This is a genomic window from Pseudomonas cucumis, from assembly GCF_030687935.1.
Classification (GTDB): domain Bacteria; phylum Pseudomonadota; class Gammaproteobacteria; order Pseudomonadales; family Pseudomonadaceae; genus Aquipseudomonas; species Aquipseudomonas cucumis.
The window spans coordinates 4,796,720-4,818,076 of the sequence record NZ_CP117454.1 but is presented as its reverse complement, the minus strand read 5'-3'; the positions used below and the strand labels follow the sequence as shown (position 1 = coordinate 4,818,076).

General features: G+C 54.9%; 16 protein-coding genes and 1 pseudogene. 10 read left to right on the top strand and 7 right to left on the bottom strand.

From position 1 onward, the window contains the following. Positions 1–263: 263 nt before the first annotated feature. From PSH97_RS21840 to PSH97_RS21830, 3 genes are all read right to left on the bottom strand, one after another. On the bottom strand, positions 264–512 hold the full coding sequence (locus PSH97_RS21840) for a hypothetical protein (protein ID WP_305446666.1): 249 nt from the start codon (positions 510–512) through the stop codon (positions 264–266). 141 nt (positions 513–653) lie between these two features. Next, a complete protein-coding gene (locus PSH97_RS21835) occupies positions 654–1,985 on the bottom strand; it encodes a DUF58 domain-containing protein (RefSeq protein WP_305446665.1) in 1,332 nt (443 codons plus the stop codon). A gap of 148 nt (positions 1,986–2,133) precedes the next feature. Further along, positions 2,134–3,180 carry an AAA family ATPase gene (locus PSH97_RS21830; RefSeq protein ID WP_305446664.1) on the bottom strand — a complete coding sequence of 349 codons (1,047 nt, stop codon included), beginning with the start codon at positions 3,178–3,180 and terminating at the stop codon, positions 2,134–2,136. A gap of 444 nt (positions 3,181–3,624) precedes the next feature. Between PSH97_RS21830 and PSH97_RS21825 the strand changes: the two genes are divergently transcribed. The 4 genes from PSH97_RS21825 (at position 3,625) to PSH97_RS21810 (ending at position 6,662) form a co-directional block, all read left to right on the top strand. Next, complete coding sequence (locus PSH97_RS21825; RefSeq protein ID WP_305446663.1) at positions 3,625–3,903, top strand: hypothetical protein; 279 nt, start codon at positions 3,625–3,627, stop codon at positions 3,901–3,903. Positions 3,904–4,474: 571 nt separating this feature from the next. Then, on the top strand, positions 4,475–4,918 hold the full coding sequence (locus tag PSH97_RS21820) for a hypothetical protein (protein ID WP_305446662.1): 444 nt from the start codon (positions 4,475–4,477) through the stop codon (positions 4,916–4,918). 951 nt (positions 4,919–5,869) lie between these two features. Beyond that, positions 5,870–6,037 (top strand): hypothetical protein, encoded by a 168-nt coding sequence (locus PSH97_RS21815; RefSeq protein WP_305446661.1) that lies wholly within the window; start codon positions 5,870–5,872, stop codon positions 6,035–6,037. 304 nt (positions 6,038–6,341) lie between these two features. Continuing rightward, positions 6,342–6,662 (top strand): VOC family protein, encoded by a 321-nt coding sequence (locus PSH97_RS21810; protein WP_305446660.1) that lies wholly within the window; start codon positions 6,342–6,344, stop codon positions 6,660–6,662. A gap of 433 nt (positions 6,663–7,095) precedes the next feature. On the opposite strand, the gene PSH97_RS21805 is transcribed toward PSH97_RS21810, so the two are convergent. Together PSH97_RS21805 and PSH97_RS21800 are read right to left on the bottom strand one after the other, a co-directional pair. Continuing rightward, positions 7,096–7,737, bottom strand: coding sequence for a hypothetical protein (locus PSH97_RS21805; RefSeq protein WP_305446659.1), 642 nt, complete (start codon positions 7,735–7,737; stop codon positions 7,096–7,098). 2 nt (positions 7,738–7,739) lie between these two features. Continuing rightward, the gene (locus tag PSH97_RS21800) at positions 7,740–9,107 is read right to left on the bottom strand and encodes a hypothetical protein (protein ID WP_305446658.1); all 1,368 of its coding nucleotides are present in this window, start codon (positions 9,105–9,107) and stop codon (positions 7,740–7,742) included. Between the two features lie 2,648 nt (positions 9,108–11,755). On the opposite strand from PSH97_RS21800, the gene PSH97_RS21795 reads away from it, so the two are divergent. Both PSH97_RS21795 and PSH97_RS21790 read left to right on the top strand, forming a co-directional pair. Next, positions 11,756–12,337 carry a hypothetical protein gene (locus PSH97_RS21795; RefSeq protein WP_305446656.1) on the top strand — a complete coding sequence of 194 codons (582 nt, stop codon included), beginning with the start codon at positions 11,756–11,758 and terminating at the stop codon, positions 12,335–12,337. Between the two features lie 12 nt (positions 12,338–12,349). After that, positions 12,350–13,372, top strand: a complete 1,023-nt coding sequence (locus tag PSH97_RS21790; protein WP_305446655.1) for a tyrosinase family protein — start codon at positions 12,350–12,352, stop codon at positions 13,370–13,372. A 180-nt stretch (positions 13,373–13,552) separates the two neighbouring features. Here PSH97_RS21790 and PSH97_RS21785 read toward each other — a convergent pair whose 3' ends face one another. Then, positions 13,553–14,722, bottom strand: coding sequence for a hypothetical protein (locus tag PSH97_RS21785; RefSeq protein WP_305446654.1), 1,170 nt, complete (start codon positions 14,720–14,722; stop codon positions 13,553–13,555). A 148-nt stretch (positions 14,723–14,870) separates the two neighbouring features. After that, a pseudogene (locus PSH97_RS21780) lies at positions 14,871–15,105 on the bottom strand (transposase); the annotation flags it as partial. Positions 15,106–15,742: 637 nt separating this feature from the next. Between PSH97_RS21780 and PSH97_RS21775 the strand changes: the two are divergent. The 4 genes from PSH97_RS21775 (at position 15,743) to PSH97_RS21760 (ending at position 21,351) form a co-directional block, all read left to right on the top strand. Beyond that, positions 15,743–17,062 carry a GTPase-associated system all-helical protein GASH gene (locus PSH97_RS21775; protein WP_305446653.1) on the top strand — a complete coding sequence of 440 codons (1,320 nt, stop codon included), beginning with the start codon at positions 15,743–15,745 and terminating at the stop codon, positions 17,060–17,062. Positions 17,063–17,234: 172 nt separating this feature from the next. Then, the gene (locus tag PSH97_RS21770) at positions 17,235–18,020 is read left to right on the top strand and encodes a TRAFAC clade GTPase domain-containing protein (protein ID WP_305446652.1); all 786 of its coding nucleotides are present in this window, start codon (positions 17,235–17,237) and stop codon (positions 18,018–18,020) included. 3 nt (positions 18,021–18,023) lie between these two features. Next, on the top strand, positions 18,024–18,860 hold the full coding sequence (locus tag PSH97_RS21765; RefSeq protein WP_305446651.1) for a TRAFAC clade GTPase domain-containing protein: 837 nt from the start codon (positions 18,024–18,026) through the stop codon (positions 18,858–18,860). A gap of 4 nt (positions 18,861–18,864) precedes the next feature. Further along, the gene (locus PSH97_RS21760) at positions 18,865–21,351 is read left to right on the top strand and encodes a GAP1-N1 domain-containing protein (RefSeq protein ID WP_305446650.1); all 2,487 of its coding nucleotides are present in this window, start codon (positions 18,865–18,867) and stop codon (positions 21,349–21,351) included. Positions 21,352–21,357 lie beyond the last annotated feature (6 nt).

Genomic DNA, 21,357 nt, shown 5'->3' with positions numbered 1-21,357 from the left:
TAACGAAGGGCGGCGGCGACAGGAGAACCTTATGTCGGGACGGACACCACCCACAATCAGACTGGGTCGCTGATATTTGTAGGCAGAGGCGCTTCATTCTGTAGTCATTTGCGCGGTTATTTGAGAAGCCTGAGGGAGAGTACAGCAAGCAAATACTGGCCATGAACGTCAGTTTTTACACAGCAGAGCTTATTGCCCCTCGTTATTGCACGATCAGGAACATCGGGTAATACCTAGGAGAAACTACAAATATTGAAGGTTAGCTAGCCATTAGAATCAGGCCTTTTTGGAGTCTGTGATTCTTGAAAATCGGTGGAGATAGAAATAAGTGCCAAAGAGATAAAGTCTTGGTTTGCATCTAGCGTTTGTAAGGCACACCGGACGTTATCCGCTATTTCGGCAGCCCCTTGCTGCGCCACCCAATTCGATAGTTCCTCTACAGCGGCACGCAATGCCAGTTGGTTCTCATTGATCTGCGTTAGCATTGAAGCGAATAGTTTTGTCTCGTCCATGATTGATTCCTGTGATAGAGCTATCAGATTCTTGGGTGGGGCTGCTTCTCGTAATTACTCTGGGATGAGAGCTAGTCGTACGTGTTCGCACATCATATTCATATGGAGTCCTGACATGATTATTTTATATGCGATTGGCCATTACATCGTTCCAGCTTTTTTCCATCCCAAATACCGCGTCACCATCTCGGCTCCCAGTTCTGAGGGCCGAGCATCCAGCACCGGAATTCCATGAGCACTCAACCGCTCATGGAGCTCTGCCCGTACATTCATATAATCCACTGTTCCGCAATAGGCCAGCGCCTCGGGCAATGTTTGTATCGGTGCGTGCCGCAGACTGTCGAGCACCTCTTCGCGCAGGCTGCCCACCAACACCCGATGCTGACGGCTCAGCCGTTGGACGGCGGCAAGCAGTTCTTCGTCATCTTCATCCCTCAGGTTGGTCACCAGCACCACCAGTGCCCGGCGTTTTTGTCTCGCCAATAACTGGTTGGCGGCGGCCAGATAGTCGGCGGGGTATTGTGTGCTGTCGAGATCGTAAACGCTGTTGAGCAACACGTTGAGTTGACCAGTGCCTTTGACCGGAGCGAGGTAGCGCGGCTGATGGCTGGCGAAGGTGCTCAGTCCCACCGCATCGCCTTGGCGTAGCGCGACGTAGCTGAGCAACAGGCAGGCATTGAGCGCATGGTCGAAGTGCGACAACTCATCGTCTTGGCTACGCATGCGTCGGCCGCAATCGAGCATGAAGATAATCTGTTGGTCGCGCTCGTCCTGGTATTCACGGGCGATGGGTGTGCGTTGCCTGGCTGTGGCTTTCCAGTCGATCTGACGCAGGCTGTCGCCTTCTCTGAACTCGCGTAGCTGATGAAACTCCAGACCCAACCCGCGACGCTGCCGTTGGCGTACACCGAGTTGGCTGAGCCAGTTATCCACCGCCAACAGTTGCCCACTGTAGAGGCGAGCGAAATCGGGGTAGACGCGGGTGTTGTCGATCACGTTCAACAGGCGTTTGTCGGACCACAGGCCCATTGGACTTGGCAGGCTGAGTTCGCAGCGTTCGAAGGTGAAGTGGCCGCGTTTCAGGGGGCGCAAACGATAGCCGATCTGGCTGTGCTGACCGGGTTGAAGTTCGACCGACAAGGGCAGGTGCTCGAGGTCCAGGCCGTTCGGTACATGGTCGAAGATTTGAATGTTCAATGGCTGGGCAAAATCATGCGTGATCTCCAGTCGCACTTCGCCCCATCGACCGAGCGCCAGGCTGCCGGGCATTTGCCGTTGTACGTGGGGCGAGGGCAGGCGTTTGAGGCGGATGGCGTCGAGTATCGCCAGCGCCGGCAGTGCAAGCAGCAATCCCCAGTTGATCGATAAAAGGCTCGATGGAATCGGGATGTCCAGTGCCCGTAATGCGCCGAGCACGATGCCGATGGCCAGCAGCATTGCTAGCCAGATCAGCAGCAGGCGCGTGGGTTTCATCGGCGCATACCTTTTGTGGCGAGGGAGCTTGCTCCCGCTCCAGTGCGCAGCGCTGGCAAGCTCTTCGTCCTGTCAGAAATGTCGGGGCCGCTTCGCAGCCCAGTGGGAGCAAGCTCCCTCGCCACAGGGGTGATCCGCATGACGGTGTTCACAGCCGAGGCGCCGGCACTTGGTCGAGCAGTTGCTTGAGCACCTGATCGACTTCCAGCCCTTCGATGTCCAGCTCCGGGGCGATGCGCACACGGTGGCGCAGAACGGCCAGCGCGCAGCCTTTGATGTCGTCGGGAATCACGAACTCGCCGCCGCGCAGCAAGGCCCGGGCCCGGGCGCAACGTACCAGCGCGATTGACGCGCGAGGCCCGGCGCCGAGGGTCAACCCCGGCCAGGTCCGGGTGGTGCGGGCCAGGCGCACGGCGTAATCGAGTACCTGATCGTCCATTGGCAGATCACTGGCAATGCGCTGCAAGGCCAGCACGTCCTTGGCTTGCAACACGGTGCGCAATGGTTGCACGTCGAGCATGTCGGCCCGGGTCGAGCGGCTGACCTGGCGCACCATGTTCAATTCCTGCTCGGCATCGGGGTAGTCCATGCGCACCTTGAGCATGAAGCGGTCGAGCTCGGCTTCCGGCAACGGGTAAGTGCCTTCCTGTTCGATGGGGTTTTGCGTGGCGAGCACCATGAACGGTTGCGCGATGGGCAGGGCACGGCCTTCGAGGGTGACCTGGCGTTCCTGCATGGCTTCGAGCAGCGCCGCCTGGGTTTTCGCCGGGGCGCGGTTGATCTCGTCGGCCAGCAGCAGGTTGGTGAACAACGGCCCTTTGCGCAGTTTGAATTGCTCGGTTTGCAAGTCGTACACGGCGTGCCCGGTGACGTCGCTGGGCATCAGGTCTGGGGTGAACTGGATGCGCGCGTATTCACCGCCGAAGCAGCGAGCGAGGGCGCGTACCAACAATGTCTTGCCTAAACCCGGCACGCCTTCGAGCAGTACATGGCCGCCGGCGATCAGGGCGGTGAGCACATCGTCGATCACGATGTTCTGGCCGATCACGGCTTTTTGCAGTTCCGTCCTTACCGCTTGGGCCAACTGGCTGGCGCGCTGGCGCTGCTGGGCGGCGTGGGTCTGTGTGCCGGGCTCGATCTGTTCACTCGTGCGTTCCGGAGCCTTGTTAACAGTTACATGTGTTTTATCTTCCATAAATCAGTCACTTACCTAATTTAACTTTTTTCGGGATTTTTTACCTACAGAACGGGTGATCGGCTGCCAATCTGCCTCATAGCAATCCCATGGCAACCCCTCAATTGAGCGTTCGTCTGAAACGGAGGTTAGGCCATGACGCCCACTTATGTATGGGGGGCGTGTACCCCAAGTGCCGGTTGGCCCTCTCTCTTCGGATGATCCTCTGATGGTAAATGCAAAGGAATTGGCAAAACGCGACCATTCTCAGTTACTGGCCGCCTCCTAGCTGAGAACTGGCGATGTGGAGACTGTACAAACCATCCTCGGTCATACTTTTCTCGACCACAGTAAGCCGTATCTAACTGTTGATATAGAGGTTATCCGCCGCGCTTTCGCGGTTGCGCTGGCATAGTGATGTCGGTAACCCTATCCGCTTGTCAGCATGAATATGGAAATAAGCGCATGCCAGCGATCACTGATCCCCAGTTAGGGCTGACCAGCTTTCAAAAAGCGCTGCTTAGCGGAACCATCAAGCCCAAGCGGTGCAGGGTGCGGCGCGAGCTGTACTTTCTCCGTGATAAGCCGACTCCGGACACTATCCGCCTTACTTACGCAATGATTGTAGGTCGCCAGGTCAAAGCGATGGCTACCTACATCGAGGCCGAGCCCAATGAAGGTAAACGCTGCTTCGGTGTGGGCTATGCCGTTGCGTTGCCTTTCCGGGGGCCAGGGGCTAGCTAAAGCCGTACTCTCCAGTAGTTTGGAGGAGTTTGGATGCCTGTTGGCGACCGAGCTTTCTGAGCCAGGCTTCTACTTGGAGGCCATCATCGGCGTCGATAACGAGCGATCCCACAGGGTGGCTAAGCAGCTCATAAGCGAGGAACCCGAAGAGATCTTTGATAGCGAATCTGGCTTGCCTGCCCTGCACTAGATCAAGCTTGTGTCCTGAAACAAATGACATAGAAAAAGCCGCCCAGTACACCCCAGACCTCGCCACCGTGCGGGGCCGTGGCCGTGGCCGTGGCCGTGGCCGTGGGAGAGGCGCGATTTCCGCGCCCATAAAAAGGGTTAGAAATTCGAATGTTGGATGCTGACGCTGCGTATTTCGTATTGGCCTGTTTCGCGGCTTTCCTCGTTTATGGGGTAGGTCAGTCGAGCGGTTCAAAAGGTGTAAAACGATGGATAGAGAAAGCACTGGATCGGCATGAGATTGACGTTGCTCACGGCTACACGGAAGGCTATTCAGGGCTCGGCATTGCCCGGATCATCAGGGACATAATCAGTTAAGGGAAATAACCGCATGGTCACAGTCATGAACAAGACCTTCTCAACAGCACGACTGGTCGCAGTCCTTATCTTTGCGCTCGTATCAGAATCATCGTGGGCGCTTGAAGTGACCATGGATTTGAAAGCGCGAGGTGGGGTCTATCCCGTTATAGAAGGAACAACAAATCTCCCCGACGGGGTGGATGTGATGATCACCCTGATCATTCCAGGGGTTTACATGGGCCAAAGCCAAACGGTTATATCGAACGGAAAATTCGTATCCGAACGCTTCAGCAGCAACGGCAATAGTCCGGTGCCAAGCGGAATCGCCCGAGTAGATGTCACAACCTCGCTACCGGACCTCCAGGCCACCTCAGTTCGATCGATCATAGGCGAACAAGGTGAGAAGATGACTGGACCTTTTATCTTCACATTGCCAGGCTTTCCTGGACGAACGATCAAGGTGTCAACCACCCTGCAAATACCTTAGAGCGGCTTGACGAAGCTGATGGAACCTCTATCAACGAGACGAGCTGACAACGGACATACCGATGCTTTCTGATCCGCCCAGTTCTGATGATCCGCTCATGCCACTTCTGATGGAGGCCATGATGCGTTTGCTTACAGGGGATGGAAAGTGGCCGATTACTTGGGTGGTAGGAGATACGTGGGTCGTTTACCACGGGCCCGGCGATTGGAGGATTGGGCCTGACGAGCCTGCGACAGATGAGCAGGTTCGAGAGCTGATGCTTCAAGCTGGTAGGGTATTTGAACTGCAAGATTTTTGAATGAAAAAAACTGATGACATACGTTGGGCGCTATGCTGGCTGTTTGCGAACCGAGGCAGTGGGGCACTACTCGATAAGTATCGATGTGCCCTACCAGTGCGGACGCAAGCGGCGCGAGTTGGGTTTGCCCTGGAGTCACGCTGGTATGTTGGTCTATCGGGTTCAGCGCTTGGCTCGGCTGCTTGGACGCGGCGCGTGGCCTACCAGTTCGACCGTTTGCCGAGGCTTGGCCGAACATTGATCACTGAGTTAGAGGGATAAGTCGATGAAAACGGCTCCGAGGAAAACGATCGCCCCGGCAATTCAGACTTGGCCCTTCTGGGCTAATTGGTGCGGACTAGATCCAGTAGGGTATTGGATTTTCTACGAAAACAAACCGACAACGACATCGGAAGGTCGGTTACCCAATGGCGTAAATTGGGGCGAGCCGCGTGAGTGTGTTGGTCCTGGCTACAGTTCTTGGGAGTCGCTACTGTTTTCACGCCAAGACTTGGGTGCTTAGGAAAGAGGGAGGACGCTCGGATGGACGCAGTTGCCGTTTTCACCAGACAGACTCTCAGCCGCTCAAGCGACCACAAGCGGACTATGCAGCTTCTAGCGAGTGCAAATATTCCGAGTCAGATGATTGCCATTCTTCGCAAGAGTTGGACTCGATGGTTCGCGTTACCACAATTGGTATCTGGCTTAGCATGAATCTCTTCGCTGCCCTGGTGGTGTTGATTGGCCAATGGGTTATCGAGGTTTTCGTCATGCCAAAAACTGACGGGCTAATCTTGCAACCACACGCTCCACAAACAAAGGAAAATGATGATGAAGATTAGCTACGCAGTGTTGGTAATGCTGTATGAGTACTAACGCGAGAATTGAAATCGCACCCGGCGGTAAATTTCGGCGCCAAGCAGGACCCTACGATATAAAGACTCACCTGCCGCGATACGATTTTGAGGTCGTGGCCGCTGATGCTGATGCCCTACGGCGCGTCGTAGACGACTCGCAGATTATGGGATCAACTGATAACCATTTCTGGGTCTGGGATATCAAGAACAACTCAACCACGCCAGTGTTCATCACGCTTACAAAAGATGGTGCCCCGCTGTGATGCCTGGATGAAGGAAATGCAACCATATGAAAGCTATGATCAGATCGGAACTAATCGAATCAGTGCTTGCTGAAATGGATCGCGTCTGGGGACCAGAGGGGTTCGGCGGGGAGTTTGAGGCCTATGCGTGGCTTAAGGAACACTTTGGAATATCGGAAGATGAAGATGTGAAATGGCAGAACGTTCTTTCGGATTGGGCCGGCAGCCTAGACGGGGATCTGGAGGATCTAGATGAGACCGAAAAAGAACGTGTGATAGCGTTTCTTCAAGACGACTCAGCTGTTACGACATTCCTTGAAGCTTTGCTCCAGCGGTATAAAAGTTCTGCCGTCATATATCCTGGTTAAGTTGAGAGAAAAACTGCGGGGATATCGCTGCCTTTTACTGGGTGCCCCTGGTTCGAAAGCTCAGAAATGAAAGAAAACCGCTGCACCACCGCCCCGTTGAATCGGGGTTTCGGTAGTAGTACTAGGGCGCGGGTTTCACGTCCACGAGAGCGACAGGGAGTTGACATGCCAAACAAACTACTTGAAAACTTTTCCCATCTCGACTTCCTTGCTTTTGAGTTTTTTCGTGAACTTCTGAGAGAAAAGCCGAACAGCCCTGCGGGCTGCATCGGAAAGCGTTCATTGCCCAAGCCCAGCCATCGAGTTGGGCATCGGCAGTAGAAGAGGCGCGGTTTTCGCGTCCGCGACAACCGCTGCGTAGCGTAAACCATGGCGGAGACAAGTTTCTGTCATCAAGGTACACGCCCGTGTACTAGTTAATGGTCTGGATGTTTCAGGAACCAGCAAAGGGGGCTGGAAGACCTGCCTCTACAGCAGCATCGATTGCCTTCTTGCGCGCTAGCTCGAGCGTGGCCCGCGCAGAAACTCGGTCAACAGCAGTCGTGCTCGGATCGGCTAAGGCTGCCTTGAGCTGCGCTTCTGCAATGTCCGCCTTCCCTTTCAGTTCAATCGCCGATGCCTCCAAGCTTCGCTGTGTCGTTGCCCCTGTTCGATCAACCGCGTGCCGTTCTTCGCGTGCTGTGCGGTTGGTGATCACCTCATCGGCCAAGGCACTGATGGACTCCGTCGCTTTCTGTGCCGTCTTCAAGGACGTGGTCTTGAGCGTGTTATCGGCGTTTAACTCAACTTTGAACCCATGGTCAGAGAGCATCTTTGCATCAAAGTTAGCAGCATATATACGCTCTTGGTCTGGCATAGAGCGGCTTTCGCTATACACTTCCTTATAGGTGCCGTCCTTCTGAAGACGAAACACTCGTACCCTATACTTATCTGCTAGGCGGAACGGAACTCCTGATATGGTCTGGCCGGCCTGGACATTGGTGATGTCATATACCTTATTGACAGCAGAGCAACCGACAAGGGAGCCGATACATATGGCAGATGCTGCCTGAATGGCGTAGCAGGCTGTTCTCATGTTCATTTCCCCTTGTCGATGACTATCACTATTTCAGGTATGTCGGTACCGTCCTCAGGAAGTTCAGTGACAACCTTATCGAGCACCCATGAACCATCCGCCTCAGTCTGTCCAGTGGCATTCAGCATCTTCACCACATCCTTGTTGACCTGAATGGGTTGGGGGTGAGGTGGCCCGTTCAGTAGCGCAGATTTGGCAGAATCGACATCCGTCAAAGCGGCATTCCTCGCAACCCTCAATCTTTCATATGCCTTCGGGTCGATCTCGTTTGAGCTCGTAGCTTTGGATGCCAATTGCGAGCCGAATTTGGATGCCAGGCGATAGTCTGTCAGTCGCCCGAGGTTCGCTGCGAAGTCTTCCCGGGCAACAGAAAGAGCGCCAAGAGCTCGTCTGCATTCGGTGGCGCTCTTGCCTAAGGACTTAGTTACCACGCTTGGGACGCCGCAGCCAAGTTGGGCAACCTCCCACTCACGTGCTTGGACTTCGCGCTGGATGGTGAGTAGGCGCCGTTGGCGCCACTCCTCGGGAGACATATCTACAAGAGCCTTGGTCAATTTCAGTACGGACGAGGGTTCGTAACTAGCAAAATTGCTAGTGGCCACAAGGACTGGCGATATCTCACTCTTCCAAGCAGATATCTTCTCCAGTTGCCTTAGTCGAGAAAGCGAAGCGATACGAGAGTTTAGAGGCATCTTTGGATCGGTTGCGCTTCTCACGAGATCGATGATCCTCGTCCCATCCTTGTTACCAGGTGTGAGTTTGTCGAGCTCATCATCCGTTTTAGTCATACGCGCCGCACGCTCATCGAACCATTCCTCCTCTAGACTGCAACGCACGGCTTTGAGCAACCTGAACTCCTCGTCGTTCATATAGTGCAGAAGACCCGCAGTTTCAGGCAGGTCATTGGCCAAGCGAAGACGATTAACAAGGGCTGACCGGACTCCCTTCTGTCTTTCCTCAAGGTCCGTCAGTCCGACAAACTTGCTTCGATACTCAGCCCCTCTAAGGCAGGAGTTCGGTGGGGAGCTCGTCACGGCGATCTGGTTCTGCTTTTCTACCCTGTCGGCAAGGGAACTGTACGGTTCATTGTTCAGGTCGAGCGCGCCGACCATCGCAGCGGCACTCGCCAGCTTGGCCACTGTTTGCACTACAGCGGTTACGTTTGAGGTATTGCTGGAGTTGATCGATATAAGTTGACCATCGGATCCAAGGTCGATGTCCAGGCCTGACGAGGTTGCCCAAGAAGGGCTAATGTTCAACAAATACCGGTGATCTAGGTCAGCGACATAGGTGATGGTGATTGTTGCTGTACTTTCGTCATCTTCAGTCTCGCCAGGAGTAAAGCTGACGCCAAACTGCGGCTTGGTCATGTTAATTGGTATACCTTCGAGCGTACCCGAGGGTTCCGACGGCAGTCGCGATCCCACTAGCGTCGAAGTGCAAGCGGGAAGTCCCATCAAGAGTGTCGCAAAGACGGTGTATTGGAGGTGTCTCATCGTCTAGCCTCCCTTTTGATAACAGCACTTCTTAGTTTCAACCGAAGCGTTTCGTCTTCTTTGGACGAGTACATCGCGTCGACTGTATTTACATACTCACGAAGCGTGTCATCAGAAAGACGTGAGGCGCGCCGGAGAATCGCTGCATGACGGACTGCACGTGGGGCTGTGGGGCTTTCTGCGATGCCGAGCAGTGTAGAGTTGCGTGGTACTCCATGCAGAAAGCGTTGGTACATCCCTCCTAGGTCCTGATTCGGTGCCGACTTCCAGTGTTGGAGTGCGGCATCGATAGTGGGGAAGGTGGTAGAAGGCCTTGCAATGAGCTCGAATGTGCCTTGAAGCGCAATTTTTTGGCCCATTAACTGAGATTTTCCAAGTTCTAAACGCACCGTAACGTTATAGGCCCCAGGAACAGGAATCAGGTCTCCATACTGGTCGTCGAGTAGTGCAACTGGGAACACGGCACGATCGCCTGGTGCGATAGAAATGAAACTGTCGCTACAGGCAAGGGACCTCGGAGTGTAGGCTCGGGCTCCATTTGCTTCAGAGTTGACGACGACCTCAAGATGTCCAAAGTCAGCATGGAGATTTAGAGGGACCTTTATCGTGTGGGAGCTCTGGTTCCATAGCTCTACCTCAAATGCGATGTCGTCGCCTATTGAACAACTTCGTCGATGGGAGTGCACTGTCATGCGGACGTAAGGGGAAAGCGCATCCTCTTGTTCAAGCTCCCCAGTCCCGTGGAAAAGCCCAGTCCATGGTCCCCACTTTTCGATAGGCCTACCTAATTGGCGCCTGCATCCATAGTTGAATGGTAAGCAGTCTATGTCGGTGGGGCGAATCACTCCTTGCGCTATGCCATTTTTCCTCGCTTCTGCATCCGCTAGACTCCACGCAACTGCTATATCGTCATCACGTCCGTTTGCCTGTTTCATCACTGAGTCGAATTTCGAACCCTCGGCCAATCCGTGCGTCAAATTACAGAGATGACCGATTTCATGTGCGCACACCGCAAGGAGTGAGTCCCTCGGTCCGTTGAACCCCGTATTGCCGATGTATACCGTTGCCATTCCATGAAGTTGTCCGAAGACCTCGCCCAAAACAGTCTCATTTCCTCCCCAATGAGAGCGAACAAACAGAAGGTGACCTACCCCATTCGTCGCCAAAGTCGGTCGGAATTTGTTTTCGAGCTGAGCGAAATCTTGAAGGCTTTTGGGAGTCTCTAACAAGGACAATCCCTCTGATATCAATAAGTTTACCTGGACGCTTTGGAACAGCGCGCTTAATGCCACTTCAGGAATCGACTCGGAAACGCCCGGAGCTCGATGCCACTCTAATGGAAGATTTTGCATCCTTTCCTCCCAACCGAGCACCACACAGCTACGTTGTTGTAGCGGTAAAATGCCATTTATCGCTTATTAGCGTAGCAGGGATATTTCACCTTCAAGATCGAATGCATGAGTTCCACTTGTTTGCCATAGGTCCTCCAGTCGGGCTGCTTCGCACAAAATGTATGATGTCCCTGATTGCTCTACTTTTTCGGGGTCATACTTCACCGTATTGTCGTTAGGCGGCACTCTCTTTTGAGTTGGAGATGGTACATGCAGGATGGCCAGCCCAGAGTGCCAAAGTGGCGCTGCGCTTGTCCTCGGAGCTATAGACGGCAAGAGCAAAAGATCCATTGGAAATTACACATACAGATCAATATCGCGAAATCGTTTCTATAAGGGCAAGCAGGAAGCCGGTATCGCTACTAAGTTCATTAGAACGCGCAAAAGGTTCACTCTGCTGGGACGGAGGCCTGATGTCGCATTTTATCCGGATAACTTCTCGTTTTCTTCGGCGGACATCATGGAAGTCAGAGTGTTGAAAAAATCAAAGGAATGTTGTGCTGTAGGGGTGTCGCCTAATAATCAGTTGGTGGCGGGAAGTCCGATATGATCCGGAAAGGTCTAGAGTTTGAACTTTTAAAGTGGATGAAAGTATTCACAAAATCAGGACTTACGTGCTCTGGCAGGAGCCAGAGTATTCTGGGCTTCACCTCCGACGGTTTTCACACGAACGGTGCGCGTGCAAACGGGCACTTACTGGTCGCTCTTGACGTCGAGGTCAGCCAGGCGCATGCCGATACTAACGTTGTAAACGTATTGGTTGTCAGGGCGCGAAAAATATACAAAATATACAGAAATTATTCTCTTTCATGCCTATGCCCCAAGGTTCAACTCGTATCGCTGGCGTAAAAAATCCGGAGAGTTTTATGCAGCTAAAATAGCCGAATAGTTGCCGCTTGAATATGAGCTGCTTAATAAATGGGGCGCAAAGGATTTCTTGGCTACCATTACAGAGGTCATTGCAGAGGTGCAATAACTTACGGAGCCATACATACGACAAGAATTTCTCATAATTATAAGTTGCCGTAGTGCCGCCTATCAAACGGTTCAAGCCGCTTGCTTCGCTCACAGGTACCGAGTTCCAGGATCCCTTAACCTGAACGTTTGGCTTAAAAACTGTAAGGAGGCCATATGACAGAACAAAACAATACCAATCAGGCGGCATCCACCAAGTCTACCAAAGTGGCTCGGGCCGCCAAATCGCCATTGAGCCGGGTCGTGTACCTTCTCGGCAAGGGAACCTCTCGACTACTGGACGCGCGAGTCAACCGGGAAGAGATTCATCTCCTCGTGAACGGCCCGACAATGCTTTACGGCTCGGGCCGCCTGTTGACCTCACTCGACATGACTGATGGTGCGACCTTTCACGCCTGGACCCGTTTGGCCGCAGCATTGACATGTACATCGTACTGCGGGCACAACGGGACGACAGTCATTCCCATCGAAGTAGAGGCTAGCCGGATCGGCACGTGTCTGACGTTTTCCACTGGGCCGATGTCGATGTACCAATCCCTGGTCGTGATTCGCCCCAAAAAGAAGGGCAAGACGATGCGGGACGTAATCGACGAAGCGTTCGGATGCCTGAAGAAATCTTACTGGGCGGTCATCGTGCCGGAAGCTGCAACTGGGCACGCCGAACATGATGCGTCCATTTTCGAGCCCGTTCCAAACTCCGGGGAGCACGACCACGCTCCCCCTCACAACCATCACTAGGAGGATTTGGCGATGGCCCTAGACGTGCGAAAGAATGCCGCCACGATGCCCGCCGGCGAGTTTGAGAGCTTCTTGAAGGCGTGCGTACTCCTGAAAAGCCAACTCGTTCCCGGTCAGACCTTTAGCCTATATGACCAGTGGGTCGCCGTCCACGGATGCATCATGGGGGTGAAGTCGCCTGGCTCACCGTCCTTCATGAACATGGGGCATCAGAATATCGGGTTCCTGCCGTGGCACCGTGAGTACGTTCGACGCTTTGAGTTGGCCCTTCAATCGGTCGTTCCCGGCGTGACGATTCCGTACTGGCCCTGGCCGATGACGCCGGAGCCATCAGTTTTGTTTTCCAGCGACCGTATTCACCCCATCTTCTTTTCGAGTATGACGCTACAGGATGTCGGCGGCCTTTTTGCATCGGCTGGCCCCGAGGTCCCACCTGCGTGGTGGCCCGCCGGATTCCAATGGCGAATTAGGCCCGAGCTTCAGGTCGGCGGGGCTCCGATTCTACGACGCGGAAGCTCAGTAGACACCTGGCCACCGACGCCTGCAGCCATCACTTCCGTTGAAAACTTGAACAGCCCCTTGCCGGGCGTAAACACCTACTGGGCCTTCTGGAATCGGCTCGAGGCGGGAGTGCGCACGCACAATGCCGGCCACAACATTGTCGGCGGATACATGGCCAATCCGGTCCTTTCGCCGAACGATCCGCTCTTCTGGCTCCACCATTCGTTTATCGATCGGGTCTGGTCGCGCTGGCAGGCCAATCGGCTCGCGGGGCAACCAGGCAGCAAGTTGACCTCGCACTATCCGCCACCGACGGAGGTTTCCCCATTCAACGGGCAACTACCCCCTGTCGGGCACCGTCGTGACGATCTTTTGTGGCCGTGGGTCGGGACGACGCCTGGGTACTCGGTCAACGCGCCCGACAAAGTTCAGGTCATGCTGCCGAACTTTTCCACTGTCCCGGGGAGGCGGATTCGTGATGTGCTCGATATCGCGAACCTGGGAGCGGGCCTCGGAGGATACCGATACACATGATCTTCAGGGAGCAAGAGAAAGGGCAATGCAGCGCCGCGTCCTCTGCTCTCTACCCGCATCCTATGCGGGCTTGTCGTTTCAGCCTCTGAGCGACCATCCAAGTTGCAGTGCGTAGATGATGGTTGCTGATTTTTTCTTTCGCATTCCTCACTTGGCATCGAGGCATGATGCTCGAATCGGTTAGAACACTCCTATTCGACCACCTGGGAAGGGTCTTGGGGGATAAAAAAATTCGCAAGTTGAATTATTGTTCCTGATGAAGCCACCTTTGGTTTTTGCGTACCCCTGCGCCGTCGTTTTCGCGTCAGCGAGACCTTTCTTCTGCTGAACCATCTGCTCAGTTGTCAGCACTTCATAGCCCTTGACCTTAGCTAATTGAGATTCCACACCATTGATCTGAGTTACGAGGTTGTAACCAATATTGCAGCCTCTGACTTTATCGATGGGTCTGTTCGAGCGGACTTTCCGACCGGCATCGGCCAGCTTCGCATTGATATCATTCATTGACGCTGTGAAGGTGTCGAATGCGGCCTTGCCCTTGGTTACACGGTCGTTCGTCACTAGCGCCAGCTCGTCGTTAATACGCAACAAGTCAACCAGCGTGGTTTGGTATGGTTCCCACTTGTACTTGTTGAACCACCCGCCCGGCTTTGGCGGAGAAGTGACACGCGCAAACCGCTGGTCAGCGGCAATTTTGTCCTTGTCCTGCTTGAGCGAGGAGGCCAAGGTTTCTTTTAGGCTATTGGAAACTAACTCGTAACAGTTGCCAGAACTAGTGCATTGCCCGTCGAGACGCGCCCACAATATGTAGGCAGCCGTAGCCTGGCCCCTGACTTTGACGATTTCCGAACGAACCAAATCACCACTGCTTGACTTGCATCGCGCCACGCTGGCTTTGAAGTCCAAATCGGCGTACCTGATCCGAAAATGGCTTGGCGTGGTGTCCCACTTGGCACCCTCACGGGTAGACTCTAGTTCATCGTTCAGGGTTTCTGCGGGATTGCCGTCTTTGCCGATCAGACGGTCGAGTGCATCTTTTGGAATTGAAGAGAGATCGATGCTTGCGCAATTCAGCGCATCCTGTGCATTGATCAGAAGCTTGTCGGTATGGTCGAAAAAGTTGTTCACACTGAGATCAGTCCGATCAAGACTTTGTCTTACTGCCAAGACGAAATTCGCACGCACATCGGTGGGGAACTGTCTCAAAAACTCCAATGTACCTTTGTCGATACCGGCAGTTACATCAAAGCCTAGTAAACCGGCATGACTGGTGTCGGGGAGCACGCCGATGGCGAGAGCACAGGTCAAAGCTGAAAGAAGGGGGCGAGGTGTGAAGGTCCGTATCTGCATGGGGCGCATTCCTTTTGTTATGGACATCAAAAGGCATAGCAGATAGCCATAATAGTCGCCACACGGTTCGCGTCAGGGATGGTCTATGCCCAGTCAATGCGTGAAGTTGCCCGCCAAGCCTTTTTAGCATGGATTTCTCTTACACATGGCGAGCGATTCTGGCTTCCAGTTCCTGAATTTTCTGCTGTTTCGACGTCAGCGCATTGTTCTGTGGGGTAACGCCTTTGCACTCCCGCTGAGCTTGGTCGCCCCAGTGAGGTAGTGCCGGCCCACCGACGCCGAGTGAACGGCCGGCTTCGATGAAGCTGTAGTTTTGCTTAAGCACGAGGGCGGTTGCCTCGCGTTTGAATTCAGCAGAAAAAGGAACGACGTTGTTTCATCATCTGATAGCTCGGGTTGGTGAACATTCTCACCTGAATGTGTGTCCGGTTTTATTAGACCACTACAGAGCGCTCACAAGCCACGCTCAATGAAGTGCTAAGGCAGCTGAATAGCCTCCCTCGGAAAACATTAAACTACGAACCGCCCGCTGAAAGATTTAGCCAGTCTGTTGCATCGACCGGTTGAATCCACAACCCAAAGAGGACGTTCGACGATGGCAGCTACCGGCCAAGAATCACCAACAAATGGTCGAACTTGGGTGACGACTATGGGCTGGTCGCTGTGCATTGGGTGCACCGTTGGGGTCACATCGCCATCATTGGAGTGCTATCATTGGCGGTCAAAGGGATGCGATCTCAGAATCGATTAGTTCCACCATATAGGATATAGGTTAGATGCTTGGCAAAGGCCCAGTGTGCCTTGTATTTTGCGGGTGGCTCGACGCCGCTTCCCTTCCTCTCCGCGACAGTAGGTGCAAGCTGGGAATTGGTGCAGGCCTGATCTGATTACAGACGCCTAACGGAGATGGGACCAAAAGTATAGAGAGGACGAAATTCAGGGAGTTGCGCAGTCCCCCGTATTTAACCGGGGGTTCAAGTATCATTTTGCGACATCACAATAAGGTCCGGAGACCAGGGAATGGAACAAGAATTTTTGTTGAGGTTTCTTGAGATTGGAGCTATCGACCTCAAAGGCGATGACACCAAACTCGAGAAGCTTCGATCTACGGCCAAAGACCTGTCAGCCACTCTTCGAAAGTCGCCCTCAAAGACAACCAGCTTCACGATGGTGGCGACCGACCCCAACGTTGCAGCTACGGATCCAACCATAGAGGAGGCAATGGCCTTCCTCCGTAAGCAATGGGAGACTGTTGCTTACGCCTTTTCCGCGCGCCCCGTTGGCATCTTGCGTGCCATCCTTCTGGACGCGATTGTGCAGGCGGCTCGATCGGATGATGCGATTGCCGTTGCCTTCGTCAATACGGCGCGCAATGCACTGTCCCACGCCGAAACGTCCGACGAAGCTGAGATTTGGCGCGATGCTATTGGCGAAATTGAGACGAAGGTCGATGCGCGCGCCGAGATTGAGTGGGCAACGCCGGAGATGATTACGGTCGATCCCTTGCAGTACACGCCACCAGCCCCAGTGTCTACGGACTATGAGGCACCCACTGTCGATCAGAGCGCACTCCGAGAGAACATCTTTTCGGCCGCAGGACCTTGGGGGACTAACAACCCAAATCCGTATCAGTCGAGCCAGTCTCAGCACTGGGCGCCAGAATTTGCAAACAAGATGAGCGTCGCCATCGCAGAAGTGTTGAATGAAATGGCCGAGGGGCTTGCGCCCGCCCCCGTCGACCTATCGGGCCCGCTATCTACGCTGGCGAAGGCGGTCACCGCTCACGTTGACAAGGCGTTATCCAGCTTCAGCGGCGCGACGGCAGGTCTGCAGCGCCGTACCAACCTGCTTTGGTGGAAGGAAGCGCTGTATTCCCCTAGCGCTCACGCTAGCTACCTTGACCTGCCGCCTTTCGAGGCCTCTGCTTTGATGGCGCTCGACTTACACCAACAAGTACCAACCTATTCACCGGCGAGCGTGTCGGCTTTTCTGCGGGAGGCAATTCGCTGTCTTCCGATTGAAAAAGAAGAGGGCCAGTACAACGGCGAGCGTGACGTCGCTAGCCTAGTGTACGACGCTAGGACAACCGCATTCATGCAGCCTTTCCGCACGCTGGCCGCTCAATATGCACCTGAACCAACTGGCCGAGGTACGCTGCTGTCGTTGATTGGGCATCCAAGGGATTCAGGTGCAATCGAAGCGACAACTCTGCGTGATCTCTGTGGTGTGGATGCTTCTAGCAAGATGACCCCGTCCGAATGGGGAACATACCTATTCCGTGAGCTTCAGAGCGCACGCGCCATAAGCGGAAGCCCAACCAAGCGGGTCAAGAAGAATTAAGGCGCCCATGGACAGATGCCCCCATCCCAACTGTTTCGCTGACGACAACACCACCTGCACGCTGGGTCACATCCGGCTCGATGTGTGCCCCGAGTGGAAGCGTGTTAGCAAAGGCGAAGTAGCCGCTTCGGCTGACTGTGACCAGTTGCTACTCCCATGGAGCGGCTTGGCGATGGGAGAGTCTGACCTCAACTTCGTCAGCGGTAAGGTCAAGCCCATCACTGTCGGTATCGTCGGCCCAGAAAGCGCAGGTAAGACGACACTTCTCGGTGCGTTCTATCTGCTGCTGGGTCAAGGTGCACTGACTACTGATGCCAATTTATTCAGCAACTCTTACACGCTGGCAGGTTGGGAAGCGGTGGCGACGTATCTGCGCTGGAAGCCGGGGCAGCCCCCAAGCTTTCCGCCCCACACCCCCAGCGGAGCGGCTCGAGCACCCGGAATGCTTCACCTTGGCTTTCGCCGTGAAGACGGGTCGCTACGCGACTTTCTTTTTGCCGATGCACCTGGAGAGTGGTTTCAGAAATGGGCGATCAACGAGCAGGCAGCCGACGCGGAAGGAGCCCGCTGGATTGCACGGCACGCAGACGTCACACTCCTGATTGCTGACCGTCAAGCTCTTGCTGGGCCCAAAATGGGAACCGCTCGGAACGACTTTCAGCTACTTGCTCAACGTGCAGTAGCCAAGGCCCGCGGACGGCGCTTGGCACTCGTCTGGACGAAGGGGGACGTAGATGTGGCTGCAGCCATGGAGGCGCAGATCAGAAAAGCGGTCGCCTCGCACTCATCTAGCGTCCCGGAGTTCATAGTCAGCGTATCGCCTTGCGGCGAGGTCGACGCTGCAGAAGGCTTCCGTAAGCTATTTGACTGGGTACTTTGCACCAAGCGTGCGGGGGTTGATTTACCCACGACAGAAGTCTGTGGTCACGATCCGCTTTTTCGATTTGGTAGGAGATAATTGGTGGCGGCTCAACACACCATCTTGTTGGTCGGCGAGTCAAATGTCGGTAAGACTCACTACGGTGCCCAGTTTTTGAAGCGCCTAATGGTCAAGGCATGCGCGCTCAAGATGACCGGCGCTCCAACGAACCTGGAGGCGTTCACTACAGCTCTCAGTTGCCTGACTGAGGGAAAGTCGACCGACCACACACCGGCTGACATCTATGTCGAGAGCGTCTGGCCCATTACGGACGAGGCCGGCCGTTACGCCGAACTGGTTTGGCCGGACTATGGCGGCGAACAGGTTCGTAACCTTGTCGCGCAGCGGCGGATCCCGGCCGCCTGGCGAGATCGCGTGGTCGAAGCCACGGACTGGGTCCTGCTCATCAGACTGCATTCGCTTCGGTCCGAAGACGACTTGTTCTCGCGCCCGCTGCAGTCATTCGCTCCAGTTGAACCACAGGGCGAGGCGGCGGAATACGAGCTCTCAGATCAAGCAAGGACAGTGGAGCTCCTTCAAATGCTGCTCTACCTGGCGCAGTTCCATTTGGACCGGCCGCTTCGCAAACCTCGCTTAACCATCTTGTTGAGCTGCTGGGATGAGCTTGAAACGACGGATCTGCCGGCTGACCTCTTGGCATCTCGACTGCCGATGCTGTGGTCGTTCGTGCGCAGCAATTGGGCTTCGCCTACTGTAATTGGCCTATCGGCCCTCGAACGGGCGCTCGACAAGACGGATGCGGACCAGGACTACGCAATCCGCGGCCCGGAAGAGTTCGGTTACGTGGTGCTACCCAACGGTGAGAAGAGCACCGACATTACCCTGCCGATCCAATATTTGATGGCAGACGGGAACTAAGCGAATGCGAGTCGAGCAGGCCGTTTATGGCGAGATCCCAGGCCGTGGTCACGGACTGAGAACATCGAGTACGAATGCGCCTATAGCCGCTGCCATTGCATCAAAGCTCGACTTGCCAGATGTAGTGCCCCCAGGTGTCCAAGCTTGGTCGCCGTTTGTTCGCGGCTTTCCTATCGACGACCACTACCTTCTCGCCCGCACGTTTCTGGATTCGAGCGCGTCGCGCGGCGGCATGGTGCTGACTCATGCGCTAATCGTCAGATTGGACGATATGTGCGAGGTGGGAAGCCTGGCCGCGCTATTTGGGCGACTGGCAGCCTCGGTCACAGAATGCCCCGATTCGGTGGAAACGCTTGAGCTTGACATTGCAGGCAGTAGCAACCTGCCGGCTGCTGACTTGATCGGTACGGCGAACGCGTTGGCAGACCAAGGACTCGCTCCAGTTGTACGACTGAGCGTTGAGGGATTCGAGCACCTCGTTGATTCACTGTGGAATAACCTCTGGCCGGCCTTAAGACGAACTTTTGCGTTCCGGCTGAGCTTCGGTCCGAACGATGTGGTAGAGCAACCCACGCCGACGCTTGTATGCACGCCTGAGCAGCTCCAAGCTCGCTGGACAAAGCATCGTATAGTCAAGCCAGACGATCAAACTTCGAATTCTGAAACTGCCGGGATTCTCTGTGGCCAGCGCGACGTGCAGCCAATCCTAGCTCTCGCCGATGACCTGGGCCTTGGAGTTCATACGCTCAGGGACTTGAGCCGGCTTGAACGGCTGCAAACCCTCCTCTCTACCGGCGAAAGCTTTGATGATTTGCTGGCTGCCATACGCTTGGCAGACGGCCTCTCAAATCAGCCGGCATTCGGCGCAAGCATCAAGGACAAGCTCATCGGTCGGTTCACGGCCTTGATTCCAAGCACAGGCTGCAAGCAGTTGCTGTTAATGAGGAATTTGGTGCTCTCTGGCTTTGCCAACACGCGACCGTTGTGGTCAGCCGTTGAGCTCCTCGTTAGTAACCTCGGATTTGCGCCAGTGGACGACAGCGATTTGATGGAGATGGTCGCGGCCTCGGTTGATGAGGCGCTCGCATTGCCGCCATGGTGCGCTGCAGTGATAACCGGCTTATCGACAGTTGCTCGTAGAGACAAGCCCGCCATTTACCAAGCAGCTTGGAGATGGGCCGAGCATAGCCACGTCGCGTTCGCCGCGGCTGTAGGCGCACTACCAGCTGACGCGGCAGTTGAGCAGCGGCTGGCGGAGGAAGTGCCCAGAAAGCTCCACGTTACCTCATCGGCCGCTCTACTTTCGCCGCTACTGAAGAAGCGCTGGCTGACTGCGTACGGCGCCGCGCTAGCGGCAACACTGTCCCCTATCGATGCAACAGGCCAGCAGCTCAAGGAGGATAAAGATCTAGATCACAGCGCCGGTTTGAGGTCAGCCCTTCGGTTCGCGAGCCCTTCACAGACGTTGGAGTGTACGCTCGCGCATAAGGATTTACGCTTGGTCGAATTGTGCGCAGAGCAGGCCGCTAACCATCCTCAGATCCTGTCTAACATCCGCTGCGATGACATTACTGAGCAACAGGTGTGGGGCGCTGTGATTAGCAAGAACTCTTCCCTGTGGAACGCACCTAGCAATGCCATCGGCGCGCGTGACACTGTTTTAGCTCAACTCGTCCAAGGACGAATCGTCGACACCGGCTTACTCGAGGCGATGGCAAAGACCCCATTGGCTGACCTCTGCGCCACTTCGGAGCGGGCGCGACTGTGGTCGCTTCTGCCCGCTTCACAGCGTGACCACTACCTGCAGGCGACCGCAACAGGCTGGCTGGAAGGCGCGGCGAAAGGCGCGGTGATGACTACCCCTGAAGCCCCACTTGAACGCGCAATCATGGCGAGCTTGAGCCTGCGGTCAGTACTTGAAAGGTCATCAGTGCCGGTTGATACGCATCTAGCGATCGTCAGTGGCCTCCCGTCTTTTCCCGAAGAGTTGTTTATCGAATGGCTGAACAACCTCTTGAAGGGCGCTCGCATGCTTTCCCATGCGGCTTCTGAGCAGTTGGGAACGCTTGTGGCATCCCGACATTGGGAGCGCGCGGCTAAACATCTTGCGGACTGGCTTGCCAACCGTCCAGATATTAAGCCAGGGCTAAGGCTGTGCGCAGACTTGCTTAGCTTTTATACGCGTTGGATGCTTGGAATCTCAAAACTAAGCGCTGCCGAGAAGTGGAAAGCCTTCGAAGATGAGGTCTGTGAACTATATCCAAGCGGTCCGGATAGCGACGAGCTCTGGTCACGCGCCGGCGGCAAGAATTCCGACCTGCCAGGACGGTCTCAAAATGGGTCAACACGTTGGCACACTGCATTGACTTCAATCCGTTTCGGCGGCCGTCCGACAGCACATGATCTGCTTAAAATGATGTGCAAAGACTTTCCAATGAACGAGAAGCTACGCCTCTATATCAGCGACACGGACATTGTTGGCTGGCGTTAAACTCCC

Excerpts from the sequence above, each read along its gene's own strand:
- PSH97_RS21790 (WP_305446655.1), top strand. The coding sequence starts at position 12,350 with ATGGCCCTAGACGTGCGAAAGAATGCCGCCACGATGCCCGCCGGCGAG.
- PSH97_RS21830 (WP_305446664.1), bottom strand. The coding sequence starts at position 3,180 with ATGGAAGATAAAACACATGTAACTGTTAACAAGGCTCCGGAACGCACG.
- PSH97_RS21820 (WP_305446662.1), top strand. The coding sequence starts at position 4,475 with ATGAACAAGACCTTCTCAACAGCACGACTGGTCGCAGTCCTTATCTTT.
- PSH97_RS21800 (WP_305446658.1), bottom strand. The coding sequence starts at position 9,107 with ATGACCAAGCCGCAGTTTGGCGTCAGCTTTACTCCTGGCGAGACTGAA.
- PSH97_RS21770 (WP_305446652.1), top strand. The coding sequence starts at position 17,235 with ATGGGAGAGTCTGACCTCAACTTCGTCAGCGGTAAGGTCAAGCCCATC.
- PSH97_RS21825 (WP_305446663.1), top strand. The coding sequence starts at position 3,625 with ATGCCAGCGATCACTGATCCCCAGTTAGGGCTGACCAGCTTTCAAAAA.
- PSH97_RS21805 (WP_305446659.1), bottom strand. The coding sequence starts at position 7,737 with ATGAGAACAGCCTGCTACGCCATTCAGGCAGCATCTGCCATATGTATC.
- PSH97_RS21795 (WP_305446656.1), top strand. The coding sequence starts at position 11,756 with ATGACAGAACAAAACAATACCAATCAGGCGGCATCCACCAAGTCTACC.
- PSH97_RS21840 (WP_305446666.1), bottom strand. The coding sequence starts at position 512 with ATGGACGAGACAAAACTATTCGCTTCAATGCTAACGCAGATCAATGAG.
- PSH97_RS21815 (WP_305446661.1), top strand. The coding sequence starts at position 5,870 with ATGGTTCGCGTTACCACAATTGGTATCTGGCTTAGCATGAATCTCTTC.
- PSH97_RS21785 (WP_305446654.1), bottom strand. The coding sequence starts at position 14,722 with ATGCAGATACGGACCTTCACACCTCGCCCCCTTCTTTCAGCTTTGACC.
- PSH97_RS21760 (WP_305446650.1), top strand. The coding sequence starts at position 18,865 with ATGCGAGTCGAGCAGGCCGTTTATGGCGAGATCCCAGGCCGTGGTCAC.
- PSH97_RS21835 (WP_305446665.1), bottom strand. The coding sequence starts at position 1,985 with ATGAAACCCACGCGCCTGCTGCTGATCTGGCTAGCAATGCTGCTGGCC.
- PSH97_RS21810 (WP_305446660.1), top strand. The coding sequence starts at position 6,342 with ATGAAAGCTATGATCAGATCGGAACTAATCGAATCAGTGCTTGCTGAA.
- PSH97_RS21775 (WP_305446653.1), top strand. The coding sequence starts at position 15,743 with ATGGAACAAGAATTTTTGTTGAGGTTTCTTGAGATTGGAGCTATCGAC.